This is a genomic window from Paenibacillus qinlingensis (assembly GCF_013204845.1).
Classification (GTDB): Bacteria; Bacillota; Bacilli; order Paenibacillales; family NBRC-103111; genus Paenibacillus_E; species Paenibacillus_E qinlingensis.
Genome location: NZ_JABMKY010000001.1, coordinates 457,824 through 478,686, shown reverse-complemented (window position 1 = coordinate 478,686; position 20,863 = coordinate 457,824). Strand labels below are relative to the sequence as shown.

The following is a 20,863-nucleotide window of genomic DNA, read 5'->3' as shown; positions in this document are numbered from 1 at the left end:
TGATCAAATGGAACAGCTTATCGCATTTTTATTTAAGAACTGGTATTTGGTCATTATAGCGCTAACCTTCTTCTATCAAATACAAAGCAGACGCAAGCGAGCTGAGCAGAGTGCGCAAAGAAAAGGCATGCCGACCTTCGGTAACGGCCCAGGTGACCCTAGAAGGCATGCAGAGGCGAAGAAAGCACCTTCGGGTCATATGACTCCTTCCAGTCGCCCTGAACGCACAAGAGACGAGTTTAATCAGTCTGGGCTTGGCAAGTCAAGTGCTACAACGCAGAAACCGAAGGCATCACCCTTCACACCTCAAGTGGTGAAAAGTGGAACAACAACGAGTTCGCCTATTTATGCAGATGAGATCTCGACCGCAAGCCAATTTCCAGATCAACCGAATCGGGATCAAGTTCTTCAAGGTGTTGTGTGGGCAGAAATTTTGGGCCCGCCACGAGCTAAGAAACCCTACCGTCGATGACATCATATCAAGAACGTCCTCTTGCCAATGCGAGGGGACGTTTTTTTTATGCCTCTTTTTCATAAAAGCAGCTCTTGTCGCATAATTTGGTAGAAAGTCTATGCGCCTTTTCTTCATTCTCGATCTTCTAGTTAGAGGGGGTACTGCCCAGCTATGCGTCGCTTGACCCGCAAATGGAACCAGTTCACGGCCAAGATCCTTGATCTTCCCCAAGATGTTGTACAGGATTTGCCGCGAATCACGATGATCGGCAACGTACAGCTATATGTTGAGAATCACCGGGGCGTACTGCATTTTTCCAGTGAAATTTTGAAGCTGGAGTTAGCGAAAGGAACGTTAGAAGTTTGCGGCCAGCAATTGGTCATAAGAGCGATTCTATCGGAAGAAGTGTTCATTGAAGGCATCATCGATCATGTGAAATATATGCCTTAATATTGTGGTAGTGCGAATGAGAACTGGAGGCTGAGTCATGAAACAATCCCTATTCATTGCCCGTTTGCGTGGCTATGTACGCATACAAATCAGAGGCAACGACTGCGAAAGGTTGATTCGTCCCATGGTGGAGGGTGGCTTCTCCATATGGGATATTCAAGCTGGCAAAGATGGGAAGTTGGAGATGTACATCCTTATCAAGGATTTCTTCCGAATTCGGCCGCTTTTGAAAAGGACAGGCTGTAGAGTGCATGTGGTGGAGCGGTTTGGGCTGCCATTTTTTATGGATAAAATTGGACGGAGAAAAGTGTTGTTTGGCGGCATTGCTGCATTCATTATTAGTATTTATGTGCTCACTTCTTTGGTGTGGCAAGTGACAGTGGACGGCAATGATCGTATCGCATCGTCGGACATTTTACAGGCTGCATCCAAGCAAGGTATCCATAAGTTTCAGTGGAAATTTAGGTTGGACAAGACCGAGGAGCTCTCTCGTGCTATTCAGCAGCAACTACCAAGTGCTGCGTGGGTTGGCGTCGAAATTCGAGGGACGCATATCACCATTAAGGTTGTTGAGGCGACCATCCCCGGAAAAGGTCCATTGAAAAATCCACGAAACATCGTGGCTTCCAAAAGTGCGCTCGTCACTGAAATACAATCGGTGAAAGGCAAGCCGATGGTTAAACCGAATACGTATGTTCGCAAAGGGGCTGTTTTGATCTCTGGTACGATTGGTGATGAGCAAAATAGTCAAACCGTGGTCGCAGATGGTAAGATAAGGGGAGTGGTCTGGTATACCTCCCGAATCGAAGCCCCGCTTACGAAACAATATAAGGTCTTTACAGGTGAAACAGAACATCGAAGATATCTCGTAGTAGGGTCAAGAGCTTTGCAGCTTACAGGCTATGGGAAGACATCATTCGAACAATTTGAAACCATACCTGATCGCAAAACACTAGCTTGGCGTTCATTTTCAATCCCTCTTGGTTGGCTTCATGAGAAAATAATGGAGGTACATGTCGTTGATGAGCCTGTGGAATCGGCGAACGCGAAAAAGGTAGGCATGGAGCAAGCTAGAGCCAAATTATTAGGGGCTGCGGGTGAGGATGCAAGGATCGTCGGAGAAAAAATTTTGCATGAAAAAACAGAGAATGGTAAAATTTATATAGACGTTCATTTTGAGGTCGAAGAGAATATCGCGGAAGAACAACCAATTGTGACACAAGGAGAATGAGGCCCAGTTGATAGAAAATGCGCAATCTGTCCAAATTACATTGAAAAATCCAAATGAAGGACTCGCTTTGTTTGGTCCCCAGGATAAATTCTTACATATCATCGAACGGGAAATTGAAGCTCAAATCTTTACGCGCGAAGCCGAAATAACAATTCAAGGCAGAGCTGCGGAAGTGAACTCACTTCAGCAGCTCTTTGAAGTTCTGCTGCAGCTGATCCGCAATAATTACACGGTGACTGAGCGAGATGTACTTTATGCCGTTGAGTTAGCGAAACAAATGAAGGCAGAGCAATTATTGGATTTATTCAAAGGTGAAATTACATCCACACATAAGGGAAAGCCGATTCGTGTCAAAACAATTGGGCAGAAGAAGTATGTGGATACGATTAAGAAAAAGGATGTTGTCTTTGGCATAGGTCCAGCAGGAACAGGTAAGACGTATTTAGCAGTTGTTCTTGCCGTGACGCGCTTGAAAGAAGGAGCTGTAAAACGTATAGTCCTCACTCGCCCAGCAGTCGAAGCAGGGGAAAGTTTAGGATTCTTGCCGGGGGACTTACAGGAAAAAGTTGACCCTTATTTACGCCCATTGTATGATGCTCTTAATGATGTCCTAGGGCCTGAGCAAGTTGCGAAGTCACTAGAGCGCGGACTCATCGAAATCGCCCCTTTGGCGTATATGAGAGGGCGTACGTTGGATGATTCTTTCATCATTCTGGATGAAGCGCAGAACACGACGCCAGAGCAAATGAAAATGTTTCTGACGAGACTTGGTTTCGGTTCCAAAATGGTCATTACAGGCGATGTGACACAGATTGATTTACCTAGAGGGAAGTCTTCTGGATTGGTTGAAGCGTCCCGTATTCTAAGTGGTATTGAAGAACTGGGCTTTATTTATTTTGATGAAGGTGATGTTGTTCGTCATTCACTTGTTCAGAAAATAATTGTTGCCTATAACGCTGAAATAAATAAGTAATGATGCTAGGTTGGATAGATAGAGAGGAATGACCTCCGTAATGAAGAATGAAGTGCAAATGAAGGGCAAATTTCATTACCGGCTGAGCGGATGGAAATACAATACAGGCTTAAGAATACTCTTGTTTCTCATATTGGGATTGATATTCTATTTCACCCTGTATGCTAAGCTCGTTCCACAAGTATTCGATATTACCTTAGGCATGAAGAGTGAAAAGACGATTTATGCGCCAGAGCAGATTGAGAACGCTGTCGCAACAGAGCAAGCCAAAGAAGACGCTGCAAAGCGCGTTCAGCCTGTCTACAAGATCGTTAATCTCAAGAATGAAGTCATAAGTGATGCTATTTTTGATAAGTTATCTCAGATCAACGCTGATGAAGAAGTGAAGTTCGATGATAAAGTTAGCATTTACCGTCGTGTCATTCCGCAGCTAATTAGTGACCTAACGAATGACGCTATCAAAACCTTGCGCAATAGTGGGCAATATAATGATTTGTTACTTGAACAAATCCAACTCGGTCTATCGGATCAGAAATATCCGCTGCCAGAGGAAATTTACTTTAAACTGCCTAGGTTGACGAAGGAAGATCTTGCAGACATGCGATCGGTAACCAGAGAGATCGTCATGAAATTGATGAATGACCAAATTCTTGATGCACAGACGGCAAGGGCCAAGGTAGCTGAAGTTGTGAATACGTCAACCTTGGCGAAGAATACATCCCGTGAGATGGTAACCGAGATTGCCAGAGCGTTGATTACCCCGAATAAATTTTTTGATCAGAAGGGTACTGAAGATGCGAAAGGACAAGCAAGGGGCAATATGAAGACCGTATATATTAATAAGAATGATGTCCTGGTTAAAGCTGGAGATGTTATTACGGAAGAAATATACACGCGGTTGGAAAAGCTGAAGCTATTAAAAGATAAGGCTAATCATTTGCCTCAGCTTGGTCTAGGCATCCTATGTGCGCTCTTATCATTTGTGATTTTTATATTTGTAAGACAGAGTAATTTACAGGTTAAATACAATAATTCACAACTGGTCATGCTAGTACTCATCTTCGTAATGAATATTGCTGGTATGAAAATCATTTCACTGCTCCAGAATTTTGATTATCCGTTTATCGGGTATCTAGCTCCAACAGCACTCGGAAGCATCTTGATCGCGATATTACTGGATGCACCCCTAGCTTTTATTTCATCGGTTTTATTCTCTATCATTGCTAGTATTATTTTTAATACAGAGCACGATTCGCTATTCGATTTTCGGTTTGGCTTAGTTAGCTTAGTTATTTGTTTTAGCGGTGTTTTTACGATTCAACGTGCAAGTCAGCGTGCGACTATTTTGAAAGCGGGCCTAATGATTGCCTTTTTCTCCATGTTGACGATAACGGCGATGTTGTTGATGGAGGATCATTTTCAGCAAAGAGAAGCTCTAATGTCTCTGTCTTTTGCTACGGCTGGTGGACTTGTAACGGTTGTTTTCGTCATCGGACTGCTTCCGTTTTTTGAAGCTTCTTTTGGAATTTTGTCCCCGCTTAAGCTGGTAGAGCTTTCTAATCCGAATCATCCACTACTTCGCAAGCTGTTAACAGAAACACCAGGTACGTACCATCACAGTGTAATGGTAGGCAACCTTTCTGAAGCAGCGGCTGAATCTATTGGTGCAGACGGGCTTTTGTGCCGGGTAGGATCGTACTATCATGATATTGGCAAAACCAAGCGTCCTAGCTACTTTATTGAAAATCAAACAAATATCGAGAATCCGCATGATCGGATAGATCCGAATCTTAGCAAGTCCATTATTATTGCGCATCCACGCGATGGTGTTGACATGTTGAAGGATTATAAAATGCCGAAACCGATCCGTGATATCGCTGAACAGCATCATGGGACAACGCTTTTGCACTTTTTCTATCATAAGGCGAAGAAGCAAGCTGAAGAAGAAAATAGTGACAAAGCAATACGCGAAGAAGACTTCCGTTATCCAGGTCCTAAAGCGCAATCCAAAGAAGCGGCTATTGTGGGGATTGCAGATAGTGTGGAGGCAGCGGTACGTTCATTGCGTAACCCGACCCTTGAACAAATTGATTCCATGGTAACCAAAATTATTAAATCACGCTTGGACGATGGTCAATTCAACGAATGTGATCTCACCTTGAAGGAACTGGATAAGATTGCTAAAACACTGAATGAAACTTTGTTAGGGATCTTCCATTCTCGTATTGAATATCCAAGTGAACTAACGGCTAAGAAACCAGGCGCATAAGAAGGAGGGTTTATCCCTATGGCAAGTGTAGATTTGACATTAGCATGGAGCAGTGAGCAGGAAGAGAAAGAAATTTCGCCGGCGTTCATAGAGAAGCTCGAGGAACTGCTCAAGCTTGCAGGTGAGAGTGAAGGCGTATCTGAAGGTGAAGTTGCCCTTACGTTCGTAGATGATGAGACAATCCAAGATTTGAACAAGCAGTACCGCAATTTAGACAAGCCTACAGATGTCCTATCCTTTGCGATGAGTGAATTTGGCGATGATGAAATTCAAATTAACTATGAAGATGATGGTGACGAATCTGAGGGGGAGCTTGAAGAAGGCGAAACCGTATCGGAGGCGTTTATTGAGCCTCTTGGCGATATTATAATTTCTGTGCCACGTGCGATTGCGCAAGCAGAAGAGTATGGTCATTCCGTTGAACGTGAGCTGGGCTTCTTGTTTGTTCATGGCTTCTTACATCTGATTGGATATGATCACCAGAGTGAAGAAGAAGAGAAAGTGATGTTCGCTAAACAGGAGGACATTTTGCAGAAGGCAGGCTTGACACGCTAATGTCAGGCGGCTTCCGTAAATGGCGTAGAAGCTTTCGGTATGCCTATGAAGGAATCAAATATGCACTAGATACGCAGCGAAATATGAAGTTTCATTTTTCCGTTGCGTTTCTTGTGTTATTAGCAGCTCTTTTTGTTCATTTATCCAAAACCGATATATTGTTTATTTTATTAGCCGTCACACTCATGATTGTTACGGAACTAATTAATACGGCTGTCGAGAAAACGGTGGATCTAGCTATGCCAGACCGCCATCCGTTAGCCAAAATTGCGAAGGACGTCGCCGCGGCGTCCGTATTGGTGTCTGCAATGTTTGCAATCGTTGTCGGCTTAGTTGTTTTCTATGAGCCAATCGATCAATTGTTACGGCACGCCAGACTTCAAGAAACACCGATGTCAGCGGGGGCAATATGGATCTTAATTGCTCTAGTCATGCTTACAGTCATCGTGATTGAAACCAGATTCTCTGACAAAGGGAAACTAGTTAGACCCAGTTTATTAACAGCTATCGCCTTTGCGATCGCTACAGTCATATTGGTACTAGTCACCGAAACGATTGCCGCCTTACTTGGATACACGCTATCTATTATTATCCTTATTGTTTTGTATGATAAGAAAACAAGGCCGTTCCCAGCACTCTTTTTGGGCGCAATGATTGGCATTGTGGTGACGCTCCTCGCTTTTACCTGCTTAAACATGCTATAACTTAACTATTACTAATTAATAAAAGGGTGGATGGCTATGAATCCGCAAGAACTCATTGAATTCGCTAAGGACGCGATGAAGCGAGCCTATACGCCTTATTCCAACTTTCAGGTCGGTGCCGCGTTATTGGACGCGAATGGACACGTGCATTTAGGATGCAATGTCGAAAATGCTGCCTATGGACCGACGAACTGTGCCGAGAGAACTGCGTTATTCCGTGCTATTGCAGATGGGCATCCGAGGGGATCCTTTCAAGCAATCGCGGTAACTGGAGATACGGAAGGGCCGATTTCGCCATGCGGCGTATGTCGACAAGTACTAATTGAATTGTGCGAACCGGAAATGCCTGTATATTTGAGTAATCTCAAAGGAGCTTTCGTTCAAACGACGGTGGCTGCTTTATTGCCAGGCGCTTTTACAACGAAAGATTTGCACACAAATGGAGGATAAGTAGAAGTGGCCAAAAAAGAATTTAAATCAGGGTTTGTCGCGATTATCGGACGCCCGAATGTCGGAAAATCAACATTAATGAACCAAATTATCGGACAAAAGATTGCGATTATGTCGGATAAGCCTCAAACAACTAGAAATAAGATTCATGGTGTGTATACATCAGATAATGGACAAATTGTATTTCTAGATACACCAGGTATTCATAAACCTACGTCCAAGCTAGGCGATTACATGAGTAAAGTTGCTCATGGGACACTTGGTGAAGTTGATGCCGTATTATTTTTGGTTGACGTTGCAGATGGTATAGGTGGGGGAGACCGCTATATTATCGAGCAGTTAAAACATATTGAAACGCCAGTTATCCTGGTGTTGAATAAAATCGACCTCGTTCAGCCTGAAGCGCTGCTTGCCATTATTACCAATTACAAGGACCTATACAATTTCGCAGAAATCGTACCTGTATCCGCGTTGAAAGGGAATAATGTAACGACGTTGCTCGAACAAATTATTCGCTACTTGCCAGAGGGACCTCAGTACTACCCTGCAGATCAAATTACAGATCACCCGGAGCAGTTCGTTTGTGCGGAGCTTGTGCGTGAGAAAATTCTCCATATGACACGGGAAGAGATCCCACATTCTATTGCCGTTCAGATTGAAGATATGCGTGTCGAACCGAATGGGATCGTTCATATCTCCGCGGTCATTTTCGTAGAGCGTGAATCGCAAAAAGGGATCGTCATCGGTAAACAAGGTGCGTTGCTGAAGGAAATTGGGCGTCAAGCCCGTCGAGATATCGAAACACTATTAGGCTCCAAAACCTTCTTAGAATTATGGGTAAAAGTTAAGAAAGACTGGAGAAACCAAGACAGAGTGCTTCGTGACCTCGGTTTCCGTCACGAGTAATTTTTTTCCTGAGAGTACCAGTTTTTACATCGCATACTGACGCGCTCAATGCACATCCTATGAACATCACGTTCGATGGGGAGGATGCTGAACATGAAAGATTTTTCGTGGACGTATTTTTCAAAGACCGGTGATGTGGACGCCTATCTGCTGTACAAACAAGTAACGGGAGAACCTGGCATGGATTCAGAAGTGCAAGAAGAGGATCAAAGTAACGAAGAGCCGCTTGATGGTCTGAATATGTGAGAGTAAGAACTCGTGTATTCAGAGCGGCATTCATGGGGGAAGCTATTTGCTGCATAGCGTTCAAGGGATTGTCATTCGTAGCATGGACTACGGAGAAGGCAACAAAATTATTCGTTTATTCACCCCCGAGCTGGGGAAAGTTGGAGTTATGGCTCGCGGTGCGAAGAAATTGAAGAGCAAACATGGCGCCGTTACGCAGCTGTTTACGTACGGCGATTTTGTTTTTTTTAAACAACGAGGTCAGATGGGATCTCTCAACGGAGCTGAAATTATTGAGGCTCATCATGCATTACGCGAAGATTTACATAAATCGGCCTATGCCTCTTATTTAGCAGAGATGACAGATCGCATGCTGGGTGATGAAGAAGGCAATAACTACATTTTCGAGCAGCTCAAGGCTGGTCTAATGGCCATTGAAGAAAATAAGGACATGCAAATCGTCACGCATTTGTATGAAATGAAAATGTTTGATTTAGCTGGCTATTTGCCTATAACGGATGCTTGTGTCGCCTGTGGTGAAACAACTGGAATCACGACTTTCGGCCCGAATATGGGTGGTACGCTATGCAGTCGCTGTCGATATAAAGATGCCTCTGCGATTGCTATTGGTGAAGGTGCACAGAAACTCCTAAGACTTTTTCCTAGAATGGACATGCGCAGACTGGGTTCCGTTCAAGTGAAAGAGGAGACGAAAGAGCAGCTTAAGCAATGCATGCGTGCCTACATGGACATACATATTGGTGTGCAGTGGAAATCAAGAGGTTTTATTGAGCAAATGGAGAAATACAATATTTAAATGAATATGCGATTCAATTGACATGTGTTTCTCCCTTTGATATGATGTGGTGGAAAACACCTCGCCCTTGTGCTATCCGCATATCGGTGAGGTTTTTCTCATGCTATCGTTCTGTTCTGATGTTCTTTACATACAAATGCTAGTAGGGTCTGTCCCTGCTGAAAGGGGTTAGGAAGATGGAACATCCACAACCTACTCGTGTTTATGTTGTTTCGGATTCTGTCGGTGAAACAGGAGAGTCTGTTGTTCGGGCAGCTGCTATGCAATTCCATCCAGTGCCTGTAGAAATCGTTCGCGCTCCGTTTATTCACGATTTCGAGGGTATAGATAAAGTGATTAATGGGATTCGAACGCATGGAGGAATTGTTGTATTTACGTTAGTTATTCCTGAGCTGCGGGATGATTTGATAACGAAAGCTAAACAATATGATATTCCCTTTATCGATTTACTTGGCCCTGTTGTGACGACGCTAGGGAAGGCATTGCGGCAAGAACCGCGTAGACAACCCGGGATGATTCATCCACTGGATGAAGACTATTTCAAGAAGGTCGAAGCCGTTGAATTTGCTGTTAAATATGATGATGGTCGCGATTTTAGCGGCATTCAGAAAGCTGATATCATTCTATTAGGTGTATCGCGTACGTCCAAAACCCCGTTATCCATGTATTTGGCGCACAAAAGACTGAAGGTGGCAAATGTGCCACTAGTTCCGGAAATGCAGCCGCCTGCTGCCATTTATACCGTGCCAAAAGATAAGATTATCGGCTTACGCATTGACCCTGATAAATTAAATGTAATACGCCAAGAACGTCTCCGGACACTTGGACTTGCAGAAAATGCAACCTATGCGAATGTTGAACGTATTAAAATAGAACTGGATTTTGCTGATAAAATTATGAGCAAAATCGGGTGTGTCATTTTTGATGTTTCGAATCGTGCTGTTGAAGAAACAGCCAGTTTAATTATGGATCATATTGAACATATCTAGAAAGCTTTATGTTCTGGCTTGCAGGATTTTTTGCAAGTCCATCGTATATAATAGTACGGTGAGATTTCTTCTGAAGGCAGGGGCTGACACTTGAGTGCAAGAAGTATTATCGTTGATGCCGATGCTTGTCCTGTAAAGTCGGAGATCGAACAGGCGGGTAGACAGTTTGGCGTACAAGTTGTTCTAGTTGCTTCATTTGATCATAAGATGAAGGAAAATCCAGGTGTGAAGGTAGTTCAAGTAGATCGTTCCGATCAATCTGTCGATTTATATATTGCCAATCAGATTCGGTCAGGTGATATTCTGGTAACACAAGATTTTGGACTCGCCGCGTTGGGTTTAGCGAAGGGTTCGATTTGTTTGACGAATCGGGGGCAGGAATATACCGATAGTTCGATTGATTATCTGTTGGAACGCCGCCATGCCTCCGCTAAATTGCGAAGAAATGGTAAGCATACGAAAGGGCCAAAACCCTTTACAGAGACGGATCGCAAAAATTTTCTACATGGTTTGACAAATCTTTTAAAAAATTTGCAGGAAATCGAAAACAAATAGCGAATAGTAATTAGTCGGAAAAGCGACCTGAATTGTAGGTGGATTGAAATGAGGTACGGACGCATACCTGAAGAGGTTATTGAGGCTGTACTGAAGCGCCATGATATCGTAGATGTCATCGGAAGGCACGTACATTTAAGCAAACAAGGGCATTATATGAAGGGACTATGTCCTTTCCACTCGGAGAAAAGTCCTTCGTTTACGGTTACACCAGAGAAACAGATCTATCGTTGCTTTGGTTGCCAGGCAGGGGGGAACTTAATTCGGTTCATTATGGAAATCGAGGGCTTAACCTTTGCAGAAGCGATCACGAAGCTTGCAGAAGACGCAGATATCCCAATAACTTGGGAAGAAGTATCTGACGAGCAGAATGAGCAGCAGCAAGAAAAAGCCACCCTTTTAAAGGCCTATGAGTTTGCAGCCAAATTCTATCATTATGTCGTGGGTAACACCGATCAAGGTAAAGCGGCGAAAGGCTATCTGACCTCTAGAGGAATTTCCGATAAGCTGATTGATACGTTTCAGATTGGTTACGCACCATTAATGTGGGACACGCTCGTTCAACAATTGGACAAACGTGGATTTGATTTAGCTTTAATGGAGAAAGGCGGTTTGATTTCCGCCAAACATGAAGGTCATGGCTACGTGGACAAATTCCGTGAACGTATCATGTTCCCTATTTGCGACTCGACGGGCAAGGTCATTGCATTTGCCGGCAGAGCTATGGGGGATGCGCAACCCAAATATTTAAACAGCCCTGAATCCATACTTTTTAATAAAAGTAGGACTTTGTACAATCTTCATCTTTCCAGGCCGAATATGCGAAAGCTTCAGCAAGCGGTTATTTTCGAAGGGTATGTAGATTTGATCAAAGCATGGGAAGCAGGTATTACCAATGGTGTTGCAACAATGGGCACGGCATTAACCAAAGAGCATGCAGCCTTACTGAACCGCAACGCGGATGAAATCGTCATTTGCTATGATGGTGATAATGCAGGACAATCTGCTGCTTTCAAGAGTATTCCTTTATTGGAAGAGACCGGAAGCCGAGTAACGGTTGCGATGCTGCCAGATGGCAAAGATCCAGATGATTATGTTCGTCAATATGGGTTTGACCGATTCGCAAGGGAGATTATTGGAGCTTCCGTGCCATCGATGAAATATAAGCTCTTATACATCCGCAAAAATTTTAAATTGCATGAGGACGGTGAACGACTACGTTATCTGCAATCCGCTGTGAAATTAATTAGCCAGTTGCAATCTCCAATGGAACGCGAACATTATCTCAAACAGTTAGCTTCAGAGTTTCCTGATTCTTCCTATGAAGCCATGAAGTTGGATCTCCATGAAATCTTATTGCAATCGGAAAAAAACCGACCAGATGGGGATAATAAACCAATTCTGTGGAATAATGTTATGAATAATGGGAGACCAGCGGAACGAACAAAGAAGAAAACGCCCTCGTTGCTACCCGCATATCATAATGCAGAGCGTTTGATTTTAGCCGTAATGATGCACGATCGTGACGTATGTGCTCATGTTGAAGCGCAATTGGGTGACCAGTTTAATGTTGAAGCTCACGCAGTCTTAGCTGCTTATTTATATGCTTACTACGCTCAGTATTTAGAGCCCGATGCAAGCCGATACATTGCCATGCTGCAAGACGAACAGCTGGAGAGCTTGGCTAGCTCCATCGTTATGATGGGAGCCGGTCATGGACTACACGAACAAGTGATTGACGACTATATTCGCCAAATTCGCAAAGTTCCAATGCAAGAAGAAGTTGAACGCAAGAAAGAAGAACAAGCTCGCGCAGTACGCGAGGGAGACCATCTTAAAGCTGCACAAATTGCAATTGAAATTATTGCCCTAGAAAAACGGTTGAAGTCATCTTAGCTAAACTGACATGACTAGGGAGGAGGGAGTCCGTACCATGGCGAATGATCAGCGTACAGAATTAGAGACAGAATTGACCCTGGACCAGGTGAAAGACCAACTTATAGAGCAGGGGAAAAAACGGTCCTCACTAACTTACAAGGATATCATGGAGAAATTAGCTCCCTTCGATCAGGATCCTGAGCAAATCGATGAGTTCTTTGAACAACTTTCCGAGCAAGGTATTGATGTGGGGAATGAGTCAGATGAAGATTCGATGAATCCGGAAGAAAACGAGCGCGATGAATTTAACTTCGATGATGATCTGGCTTTGCCGCCGGGGATTAAAATTAATGATCCAGTTCGGATGTATTTGAAAGAAATTGGTCGCGTACCGCTTCTTTCCGCGGAAGACGAAGTGGGGTTGGCTAAACGTATTGAAAATGGGGATGAGGAAGCGAAGCGTCGTTTAGCTGAAGCTAACCTTCGACTTGTTGTAAGTATCGCCAAACGTTATGTAGGTCGCGGCATGTTGTTCCTTGATTTGATTCAAGAAGGTAATATGGGTCTTATTAAGGCTGTGGAGAAGTTCGACCATACCAAAGGCTACAAATTCAGTACCTATGCAACCTGGTGGATTCGTCAAGCGATTACTCGCGCAATTGCGGATCAAGCGAGAACGATTCGGATTCCGGTACATATGGTAGAAACGATTAACAAATTGATTCGTGTTTCACGTCAATTGCTGCAAGAACTGGGGCGCGAACCTACGCCAGAGGAAATTGCAAAAGAGATGGATTTAAGCACGGATAAAGTTCGTGAAATCATGAAAATTGCACAAGAGCCTGTTTCTTTAGAAACACCAATCGGTGAAGAAGATGATTCACATTTAGGGGATTTTATCGAGGATCAAGAAGCGCTCGCGCCAGCGGATGCAGCTGCATACGAGCTTTTGAAAGAACAACTTGAAGATGTGCTAGATACGTTAACTGAAAGAGAAGAGAATGTGCTTCGCTTACGTTTCGGACTTGATGATGGACGTACAAGAACATTAGAAGAAGTCGGTAAAGTATTCGGTGTTACAAGGGAACGGATTCGTCAGATTGAAGCAAAAGCTTTGCGGAAATTAAGACATCCGAGCCGTAGCAAACGTTTGAAGGACTTTTTGGAATAAAATCGCTTGGAGTGGGCCCTGCCAAATTCGGCGGGGTCTTTTTTTGCGGTTTCCTTTAAAAATTTACTAAAATCTGAGCATTGAATCACCGATAAAGTAGCTAGGAAGGTGAGCGAATAGATGGATGCTGAGAGAAGAAAAGTGATAGTAAGAGAAATCGATCATTGGCGCCGGAGCAAATTGCTGCCCGAGCATTATTGCGATTTTCTAATGAATTTGTATGTGGATGATATGACCCCTAAACCGGCTTCACTTTTGGGTGTTTCGGCTACGGCTGTAACAAACAGTAATTGGAAAATATGGTTGTTCGCATTAGCGGTAATTGCCGCTCTTGCCTTATCTGCTCTTAATTTTAACTCTTTTGGATTGCCAATGCAAATTGGTATTTCCACACTTTTTGTCTTTATTTGTTATGCATTTGCATATAGACAATTTAGTCGCAAGCCTGTCATTGCTTATGTCTTGTGCGGCATAGCATCTATTGCTATGCTACTTTTGGGGTTACATATCATGGACTTGTCGGACATACACACGTCAACAACGTACATTGGATATTTGGCATTTTGCAGCTTTATCTGGTTATTTAATGGTTTGATTGGTCGAATGGCGATTTTTCAAATTTGTGGATGGCTAGGGCTTGTAGGGACTTATAGCTGGTTATTGATGCAAAAGTTAGAGCATCCTGCTTGGTTTTCACTCCAATTAAGCTGGGTACCTGTAAGCGTTGTACTCATATGGATGGCTTGGCTTGCACATCACACGAATAAACAAGCGGCTAGCGTGCTCATGCTAGTAGGAGGCTTGGTTTGGTTTATCCCTGAGGCCATGACCTTCCTCGTAGATGTAGACATGAGCTCGCGTGTCATTCAACTATCATTCACGGCGAAATTAGTTTCAGTAGGCGTAGCATTATTTTTGCTGCGAAAAAAATGGGTAGAGTGGGTAATGTAGGATATGGTTAAATTATCGAAAAGACTTCAAATGATTGCGGATCGCGTGCCAGTGGGCTCGAAAGTTGCTGACATCGGTTCGGATCATGCGTTATTGCCAACCTATTTGGCACAGCAGGGGATTATCGTTGCTGCGGTTGCAGGGGAAGTAAACCCTGGGCCGTTCGAGGCAGCCCAAAGACAGGTGCTCGAGAGCGGTTTATCCAAGATCATCGAAGTGAGATCAGGTGATGGGCTTGCGGTAATTGAGGCAGGTGAAGTGGATGTCATTACGATCGCTGGCATGGGTGGCAGCTTAATGGCGAGCATTCTAGAGGCTGGTAAATTGAAGCTTCCAGGCGTTCAACATTTGATTCTACAACCGAATGTGGGTGAAGATCATGTGCGGCGTTGGCTGCTCTCCAATGGTTGGAAGTTGGAATCAGAAACAATTCTCGAAGAAGATGGCAAGATCTATGAGATCTTAACCGCGGTTACCGCTAATACAGAGGAACGCGGAGCTTTAGAAGCGCTTTATGAGGAGCGGATTCTTCAAGGTGGAGTTACTGTTTCCAAGGAACGATTGCAACAGATGGGTCCATATTTGATTAATGAGACGCCTGAGGTTTGGTTTGTGAAGTGGGAAAGTGAACTTAAGAAGCTGGCCATGATCGTAGACCAACTGAAGCTATCTACTGCAGAGGCATCCATCGCGAAAGCAGAGCAAGTTAGCCAAGAAATGCATGAAATTAAGGAGGTACTCGCGTGCTTGCAAAAGGTCAAACCGTAATCCAGTTGTTTGAACAACTGGCTCCGAAGCATTACGCGATGGCCGATGATAAAATCGGCTTGCAGCTTGGCTCACTACAGAAAGAGATCACGAAGGTGCTTGTTGCTCTTGATGTGACCGATGCCGTTGTTGATGAGGCTATTGAAGCTGGAGCGAACCTAATTATTGCCCATCATGCAATTATATTCAGACCTTTGGCACATCTTCAGACAGAAACACCAGCAGGTCGTTTATATGAAAAATTAATTAAGAATGATATCGCTGTGTATATTGCTCATACGAATCTGGATGTAGCAGAAGGCGGCGTTAATGATCTGCTATCAGAGCAACTAGGCTTAACTGAGATGACACACTTGGAAGATGTGCATACCGAGAAGTTGCAGAAGCTCGTCGTCTTCGTACCGGAGACGCATCATCAAGTCGTGCTGGATGCCCTATTTAAGGCTGGAGCTGGCGGCATTGGCCAATACAGCTCCTGCAGCTTCAATATCCCCGGGACGGGGACGTTCCTGCCGCAGGAAGGGGCTACTCCGTTTATCGGGGAAGTTGGGAAGCTGGAACGCGTACAAGAGGTACGCGTAGAGACGATCGTCACCGCTAGCGTTCAGCGCAAAGCGGTAACTGCTATGCTGAAGGCCCACCCCTACGAGGAGGTGGCCTATGACCTCTACCCGATGGACCTCAAGGGTAGAGTGTTCGGTTTGGGCCGCGTGGGCAAGCTGTCCGCGGCAATGACACTTCGCGAGCTCACGGAGCACGCGAAGGCTGTGTTCGACGTGCCGACGGTGCGCGTCGTCGGCGATCTATCACGGCCCATTCGCAAGGTGGCCGTGCTGGGTGGCTCTGGCGGCCGCTACATGCGGCACGCCATGTTTGCCGGCGCCGATGTGCTGGTCACCGGCGACATTGACTACCACACCGCGCATGATGCGCTCGCGGCGGGGTTAGCCCTCCTCGACGTTGGTCACAACGTTGAGAAGATCATGAAGCGCGGCGTCGCAGATTATCTCGCCGCGCAGCTGGCCAAGACGGATACGCAAGTGCTCGCATCCGCGATTAATACAGAACCGTTTCAATTCGTCTAAACGTGGTTTTGGTTCTCTTTCGGCTGTTTCAGGAAAGAAAGGAAACGACCATGTGTTGTAATTCGTAGGCATTCCTAGTATACTAGCCTATGCAATGGAAAGTTTGACAGACAATCGCTGGCTATGGGTAAGCCATAGCGAGAGGAAAGTCCGGGCTTCATAAGGCAGGGTGCTGGATAACGTCCAGTCAACGCGAGTTGAAGGATAGGGCCACAGAAATGGACCGCCGATGGCTTGAAATATAGCACAGGCAAGGGTGGAACCGTGGTGTAAGAGACCACGAGGTTCTATGGTGACATAGATCCTGGTAAACCCCACTTGGAGCAAGACCTAATGGAACGCTAGCTGCTTTCGAGGCAGCAGTCTTCGCCTGAGACGCGTTCGGGTTGGTCGCTTGAGCTGTGCAGCAATGTACAGCCTAGATAGATGATTGTCGCTTCAATAGTGGCAGGGGAGCAGACGCCCGTTATGACCACTGGAAGTACAGAACCCGGCTTACGGCAAACTTTCCACTCAGTCGGTTACCCGCAAGGCTTCGGCTTTGTGGGTATTTTATTTTATAATCAATAAAACCTTCAATCCCGCCAAAAATAGGGGGATTGAAGGTTTTTAACTGTGCATGGAAGGTGGTGAGTGTTCTATTTCTCAAGCCCCAAGGTACCCGCATACTTCTGCGGTACAAGATGTAATTGGCGCGCTAAATCCTGCGGCCAGTAGGACAATGGAGCAGCCGTATCCTGTTTCGCCATCTCGAGAGCTTTGACGACATCGATCACGCCATAACCAAAGTATTTGTCATGACCCTTGTCGCCTAGATCCTGAGCGGACTGCCTCATAATTTCATAGACATCCGTATTTTTCAAATTAGGATTAGTAGATCGAATTAAAGCAGCGAGTGCTGTTACGTGCGGACTAGCCATGGATGTACCCGATAGGGCAGCGTACTGATTGTTGGGATACGTGCTGGCGATGGTGACACCAGGAGCGGTCACATCAATATAGTCGCCATAATTGGAGAAGGGCGCTTTCTCATTCTGCGAATCTATGGCCGCAACTGCAAATACCTCGGGATAAGCAGCTGGATATCCAGGTTGTTCAGTATTGTCATTTCCGCTTGCCGCGATGAGTGCGACATCCTTATCATAGGCGTATTGAATAGCATCATGGAGAAATCCAGAATCTGCGTAATTGCCGAGACTGAGATTCATAACCTTTGCTCCGTGATCCGTTGCCCAAATAATTCCTTGAGCAACCGAGTATGTGCTGCCTGCACCTGTCTGGTCTAGTACTTTAACGGGCATCACTTTGTTAAACCAAGTCATCCCTGCAACGCCTAGATGATTGTTGACAAGAGCTGAAATAACGCCTGTGACGTGTGTACCATGTCCAACATCATCTTGCGGATTATCATTTCCACTAATGACATTGTAACCAGGCAGTAATTGACCTTGCAGGTCTGGGTGCGCCAGATCAACACCCGTATCAACTACGGCAACAATGACATTATTTGCGCCGCGGTTTAGCTGCCAGCCTTGTAATGTTTCGATCAACGGCAAATTCCATTGATATTTTTGATACAAATTATCATTGGGTACGAAGTTTGATGAGACTGGTGTTTGAATGCTATCTGTATTGGTACTGGATGGGTTTGAATCTGTTCGTTCTTGATCATCATAGTAATCATTGGTCATATAAAGAAAGTGTGGTTCAACATACACAACGTTCCATTTACTGAAATAGGCGATCAATGACTTGGCATCTCTATCATTTGTACGGAAAACATACGTATAACCTAGCTTTTGAGCAGATGTTGCATGAATCTCTGTTTTAATTTGATTGAGCTGAGCCTCCGTTGGATCCGTTTTGAAACGGACGACGACTTCATTCTGTTGATAGTGGCTAGTTCCTTGATTATCTTCGGGATGATCGACAATCTTCTCATTTAATGTATTCGTTTCAACGGCTTTTACTTTCCAACGGTTCTCGTTGGGGTAAGGCTCGAGTCTTAAATTTTTCATTTGATGATCGGTCACTTGTGCCAGCACATCCTGATGAATAACCCCAATAAGCGAATCTTGACCGTTGGTTGAAGCAGTTCCTTGGACGAAATACACATGATGTCCAGCACCGAATTTAGGAGACTGGTAATGTTTACCTCCATCTACGGCAGTTTTGGCTTCTTTCAGATAGGTTGCGGCCTGGTCTGCATAAGCAGGGGGAAGTTCTCCCGATTTGATGCCTTGCTCCCAAGTCTGACCGCGCTTGGACCATACTAGCACATCCATTTTCTCATGGTGACTGCGCATGTTTTTCATAACATTGGTTACAGGCTCACCGCCTTCGATTTGACTGAGCATGGTCGTATAATCGATAGCACATTGACTTCTGCAAAGTTCATCTGTAATCTTTACATCTTGTTCTAATAGCGCAAGCTTGGACGTTGTTTCATACTTCGCACTGTAAACCTCAGGACCAGGTTTGGTACGTTGTTGAGGCTGCGGAAAGAGTATAACCCCTAATCCAAGAACAACCGCAATGGTGGAGAGATAGCGCCACATGTTCATGCCCTCCTTTTTGTTTGTAGAAAAAGGTCAACTCGTTAATGAAGAACATATTATCTAAGAGTAGGGTTAGGCGAGCGGTTATCTTTTATGCATGGTAACTGGTGTTTTACATATACCACTTCGGGATAAATTATGGTAGGATAGAAGTAGCGCAATTATAGGAGGTCTTCTAACATGGCTGTTTTTAATGTGAAAAATGTTTGTGATTCCACGCGTACGAAACTCAAAGAAACGACGGCCAAAATGGAACTGTTTCTTAATCAACAATCTCTCTCACTGTTAAATGTGGAAAATGATCCGGCAATGGACGAATTTTACCGCGGGTATTTACAGGACACTCGTCATCTTCTAGTTTTTTGTGAAGTGGCTTATGAGAAATTAGGCGTTAGCTTAAGACGTCCTACTTTTAATGTTGATTTTTCGGAAAAAGTGCTCTATGAGGTATACCATACATGTGTTAATACCTTTTTCTATCCTAAGAACGAGTGCTACTCTGAAGATGGTCGTTACGCTTATACAGGACAAGATGCGATTCGTTTCCGCAAGAAACCATCACGTGAAGTGCGTGATTTAACAATCGAATTGTCCAAGGTGTTCGAAGAGCTTCGTGAAGATCTTGCATACTATGAAACAGATTACATTACACAACGCCGTATGCAAGGTGAAAAAGTTTAATCCAATAAAAAATAAACCAACAAAGGGATGCGGTTACAACGCATCCCTTTTTATATAAAAGGGAGGAAATCGTTATGGAGCTAGAACAATTAGTCAGCGTTAGCAAGGACATTATTAAGCTGAATCAACATCCTAGCGGAGGTTACGTGGCTTCACCTCTTTTTTCAACCTATTCCTATAGTTGGCTGCGTGATGGTACTTTTATAGCAAATGCGATGGATCGTGTTGGAGAAACGAAAAGTGCGGAGCAATTCTACCGCTGGGTGCATCGAGTTCTGAAGGACAAACGCCCGCGGCTAACCGATCTAATGCGAAAACACGAGAATAGGGAGTGGATTGATCGTTCCGAGTTTTTAGGGACAAGGTATCACTTGGATGGGCGAGATGATCATTCCGAATGGGGTCACTTCCAGTTAGATGGTTACGGGGCTTGGATCTGGGGGCTTGTAGAACATATACGTTTGACGGGTGACACTTCACTTCTAGAAGAGTTCAGGGACAGCATTGAGATAACAGTAGACTATGTCATGACATTCTGGCACTATCCGAATTTTGATTGTTGGGAGGAATATCCTGATTATGTCCATCCAGCAACGTTGGCCTGTTTATATGGAGGACTGAAGGCGCTAGGTGAGCTTGAAGGACGTCCGGCCTTGATTGAGAAATCTGATCTCATCCGAGATTTTATACATACGCATGCTGTTCATGACGGGCGCTTCGTGAAATCTATTCATTGTATGAATGAAGTATGGCAACCGGCGTTGTTTGGTGTTGACGCAAGCCTAATGTGGCTCGCCTTACCATTTGGTGTATGTAAACCAGACGACCCTATTATGCTGCGAACACTGCAAGCGATTGAAGCTGATCTTAAACATGACGGGATTGGGCGCTACATCGAAGATCGATATTACGGGGGCGGCGAGTGGCTGCTTCTGACTGCTTGGTATGGCTGGATCCAGTTAGAACTTGGAAATAAAGACGAAGCTCAGCGCTGTTTAGCATGGATAGCAAGCAAGGCTGATGAGCTGGGACGTTTGCCAGAGCAAGTAGATGACCACCTTCTCGAGCCGGCTGTATATAAAGAATGGATAGAGAAACATGGGGATCCTGCACTGCCGCTGTTGTGGTCGCACGCCATGTTCTTGGTCTTATCTGACAGACTTCGCTAGGCATAGTTCACTCCTGAGGCGGGC

General features: G+C 44.6%; 21 protein-coding genes and 1 other RNA gene. 21 read left to right on the top strand and 1 reads right to left on the bottom strand.

From position 1 onward, the window contains the following. Positions 1-7 precede the first annotated feature (7 nt). From HQN88_RS02430 to rnpB, 19 genes are all read left to right on the top strand, one after another. The gene (locus HQN88_RS02430; protein WP_173108633.1) at positions 8-472 is read left to right on the top strand and encodes a hypothetical protein; all 465 of its coding nucleotides are present in this window, start codon (positions 8-10) and stop codon (positions 470-472) included. 153 nt (positions 473-625) lie between these two features. Continuing rightward, positions 626-904, top strand: a complete 279-nt coding sequence (gene yqfC, locus HQN88_RS02425; RefSeq protein WP_056609736.1) for a sporulation protein YqfC — start codon at positions 626-628, stop codon at positions 902-904. 37 nt (positions 905-941) lie between these two features. Then, positions 942-2,135, top strand: a complete 1,194-nt coding sequence (yqfD, locus tag HQN88_RS02420; RefSeq protein WP_173108632.1) for a sporulation protein YqfD — start codon at positions 942-944, stop codon at positions 2,133-2,135. A 10-nt stretch (positions 2,136-2,145) separates the two neighbouring features. Beyond that, positions 2,146-3,108, top strand: coding sequence for a PhoH family protein (locus tag HQN88_RS02415; protein ID WP_420794196.1), 963 nt, complete (start codon positions 2,146-2,148; stop codon positions 3,106-3,108). Between the two features lie 40 nt (positions 3,109-3,148). After that, on the top strand, positions 3,149-5,377 hold the full coding sequence (locus HQN88_RS02410; RefSeq protein ID WP_173108630.1) for an HD family phosphohydrolase: 2,229 nt from the start codon (positions 3,149-3,151) through the stop codon (positions 5,375-5,377). An 18-nt stretch (positions 5,378-5,395) separates the two neighbouring features. Continuing rightward, positions 5,396-5,932 carry an rRNA maturation RNase YbeY gene (ybeY, locus tag HQN88_RS02405; protein WP_173108629.1) on the top strand — a complete coding sequence of 179 codons (537 nt, stop codon included), beginning with the start codon at positions 5,396-5,398 and terminating at the stop codon, positions 5,930-5,932. After that, the gene (locus HQN88_RS02400; RefSeq protein ID WP_173108628.1) at positions 5,932-6,636 is read left to right on the top strand and encodes a diacylglycerol kinase; all 705 of its coding nucleotides are present in this window, start codon (positions 5,932-5,934) and stop codon (positions 6,634-6,636) included. Before ybeY ends, HQN88_RS02400 begins: the two co-directional genes overlap by 1 nt. Positions 6,637-6,672: 36 nt before the next feature. Further along, a complete protein-coding gene (cdd, locus tag HQN88_RS02395; protein ID WP_173108627.1) occupies positions 6,673-7,086 on the top strand; it encodes a cytidine deaminase in 414 nt (137 codons plus the stop codon). Between the two features lie 6 nt (positions 7,087-7,092). Continuing rightward, positions 7,093-7,992 carry a GTPase Era gene (era, locus tag HQN88_RS02390; RefSeq protein WP_056609724.1) on the top strand — a complete coding sequence of 300 codons (900 nt, stop codon included), beginning with the start codon at positions 7,093-7,095 and terminating at the stop codon, positions 7,990-7,992. 93 nt (positions 7,993-8,085) lie between these two features. Continuing rightward, positions 8,086-8,238 (top strand): YqzL family protein, encoded by a 153-nt coding sequence (locus tag HQN88_RS02385; protein WP_082593664.1) that lies wholly within the window; start codon positions 8,086-8,088, stop codon positions 8,236-8,238. A 46-nt stretch (positions 8,239-8,284) separates the two neighbouring features. Continuing rightward, on the top strand, positions 8,285-9,034 hold the full coding sequence (gene recO, locus HQN88_RS02380; protein ID WP_173108626.1) for a DNA repair protein RecO: 750 nt from the start codon (positions 8,285-8,287) through the stop codon (positions 9,032-9,034). Positions 9,035-9,210: 176 nt separating this feature from the next. Beyond that, complete coding sequence (locus HQN88_RS02375) at positions 9,211-10,023, top strand: pyruvate, water dikinase regulatory protein (RefSeq protein WP_056609721.1); 813 nt, start codon at positions 9,211-9,213, stop codon at positions 10,021-10,023. Between the two features lie 90 nt (positions 10,024-10,113). Beyond that, positions 10,114-10,578, top strand: a complete 465-nt coding sequence (locus HQN88_RS02370; RefSeq protein ID WP_173108625.1) for a YaiI/YqxD family protein — start codon at positions 10,114-10,116, stop codon at positions 10,576-10,578. A 48-nt stretch (positions 10,579-10,626) separates the two neighbouring features. Continuing rightward, positions 10,627-12,474 carry a DNA primase gene (dnaG, locus tag HQN88_RS02365; RefSeq protein ID WP_173108624.1) on the top strand — a complete coding sequence of 616 codons (1,848 nt, stop codon included), beginning with the start codon at positions 10,627-10,629 and terminating at the stop codon, positions 12,472-12,474. 37 nt (positions 12,475-12,511) lie between these two features. Beyond that, entirely contained in the window at positions 12,512-13,627 is a 1,116-nt protein-coding gene (gene rpoD, locus HQN88_RS02360; RefSeq protein WP_028558036.1) for an RNA polymerase sigma factor RpoD, read from the top strand. A gap of 120 nt (positions 13,628-13,747) precedes the next feature. Next, positions 13,748-14,578, top strand: coding sequence for a hypothetical protein (locus tag HQN88_RS02355; RefSeq protein WP_173108623.1), 831 nt, complete (start codon positions 13,748-13,750; stop codon positions 14,576-14,578). Between the two features lie 3 nt (positions 14,579-14,581). Beyond that, complete coding sequence (locus HQN88_RS02350; RefSeq protein WP_173108622.1) at positions 14,582-15,346, top strand: tRNA (adenine(22)-N(1))-methyltransferase; 765 nt, start codon at positions 14,582-14,584, stop codon at positions 15,344-15,346. Further along, a complete protein-coding gene (locus HQN88_RS02345) occupies positions 15,322-16,431 on the top strand; it encodes a Nif3-like dinuclear metal center hexameric protein (RefSeq protein ID WP_173108621.1) in 1,110 nt (369 codons plus the stop codon). Before HQN88_RS02350 ends, HQN88_RS02345 begins: the two co-directional genes overlap by 25 nt. Before the next feature lie 98 nt (positions 16,432-16,529). Next, positions 16,530-16,944: RNase P RNA component class A (rnpB, locus tag HQN88_RS02340), an RNA gene on the top strand. 125 nt (positions 16,945-17,069) lie between these two features. On the opposite strand, the gene HQN88_RS02335 is transcribed toward rnpB, so the two are convergent. Continuing rightward, the gene (locus HQN88_RS02335; protein ID WP_246320006.1) at positions 17,070-18,989 is read right to left on the bottom strand and encodes a S8 family peptidase; all 1,920 of its coding nucleotides are present in this window, start codon (positions 18,987-18,989) and stop codon (positions 17,070-17,072) included. Positions 18,990-19,169: 180 nt separating this feature from the next. Between HQN88_RS02335 and HQN88_RS02330 the strand changes: the two genes are divergently transcribed. Further along, positions 19,170-19,670: a YpuI family protein gene (locus HQN88_RS02330; protein WP_173108619.1), complete on the top strand. Its 501-nt coding sequence runs from the start codon at positions 19,170-19,172 to the stop codon at positions 19,668-19,670. Between the two features lie 74 nt (positions 19,671-19,744). After that, positions 19,745-20,839: a glycoside hydrolase family 15 protein gene (locus HQN88_RS02325; protein ID WP_173108618.1), complete on the top strand. Its 1,095-nt coding sequence runs from the start codon at positions 19,745-19,747 to the stop codon at positions 20,837-20,839. Positions 20,840-20,863 lie beyond the last annotated feature (24 nt).

Bases quoted from the DNA above. Each gene is read 5' to 3' on its own strand.
- HQN88_RS02350 (WP_173108622.1), top strand. From the start codon at position 14,582: ATGGTTAAATTATCGAAAAGACTTCAAATGATTGCGGATCGCGTGCCA.
- HQN88_RS02430 (WP_173108633.1), top strand. From the start codon at position 8: ATGGAACAGCTTATCGCATTTTTATTTAAGAACTGGTATTTGGTCATT.
- HQN88_RS02335 (WP_246320006.1), bottom strand. From the start codon at position 18,989: ATGTGGCGCTATCTCTCCACCATTGCGGTTGTTCTTGGATTAGGGGTT.
- HQN88_RS02385 (WP_082593664.1), top strand. From the start codon at position 8,086: ATGAAAGATTTTTCGTGGACGTATTTTTCAAAGACCGGTGATGTGGAC.
- rpoD (WP_028558036.1), top strand. From the start codon at position 12,512: ATGGCGAATGATCAGCGTACAGAATTAGAGACAGAATTGACCCTGGAC.
- HQN88_RS02325 (WP_173108618.1), top strand. From the start codon at position 19,745: ATGGAGCTAGAACAATTAGTCAGCGTTAGCAAGGACATTATTAAGCTG.
- HQN88_RS02375 (WP_056609721.1), top strand. From the start codon at position 9,211: ATGGAACATCCACAACCTACTCGTGTTTATGTTGTTTCGGATTCTGTC.
- HQN88_RS02330 (WP_173108619.1), top strand. From the start codon at position 19,170: ATGGCTGTTTTTAATGTGAAAAATGTTTGTGATTCCACGCGTACGAAA.
- HQN88_RS02410 (WP_173108630.1), top strand. From the start codon at position 3,149: ATGAAGAATGAAGTGCAAATGAAGGGCAAATTTCATTACCGGCTGAGC.
- HQN88_RS02355 (WP_173108623.1), top strand. From the start codon at position 13,748: ATGGATGCTGAGAGAAGAAAAGTGATAGTAAGAGAAATCGATCATTGG.
- ybeY (WP_173108629.1), top strand. From the start codon at position 5,396: ATGGCAAGTGTAGATTTGACATTAGCATGGAGCAGTGAGCAGGAAGAG.
- yqfC (WP_056609736.1), top strand. From the start codon at position 626: ATGCGTCGCTTGACCCGCAAATGGAACCAGTTCACGGCCAAGATCCTT.
- dnaG (WP_173108624.1), top strand. From the start codon at position 10,627: ATGAGGTACGGACGCATACCTGAAGAGGTTATTGAGGCTGTACTGAAG.
- HQN88_RS02400 (WP_173108628.1), top strand. From the start codon at position 5,932: ATGTCAGGCGGCTTCCGTAAATGGCGTAGAAGCTTTCGGTATGCCTAT.
- yqfD (WP_173108632.1), top strand. From the start codon at position 942: ATGAAACAATCCCTATTCATTGCCCGTTTGCGTGGCTATGTACGCATA.
- cdd (WP_173108627.1), top strand. From the start codon at position 6,673: ATGAATCCGCAAGAACTCATTGAATTCGCTAAGGACGCGATGAAGCGA.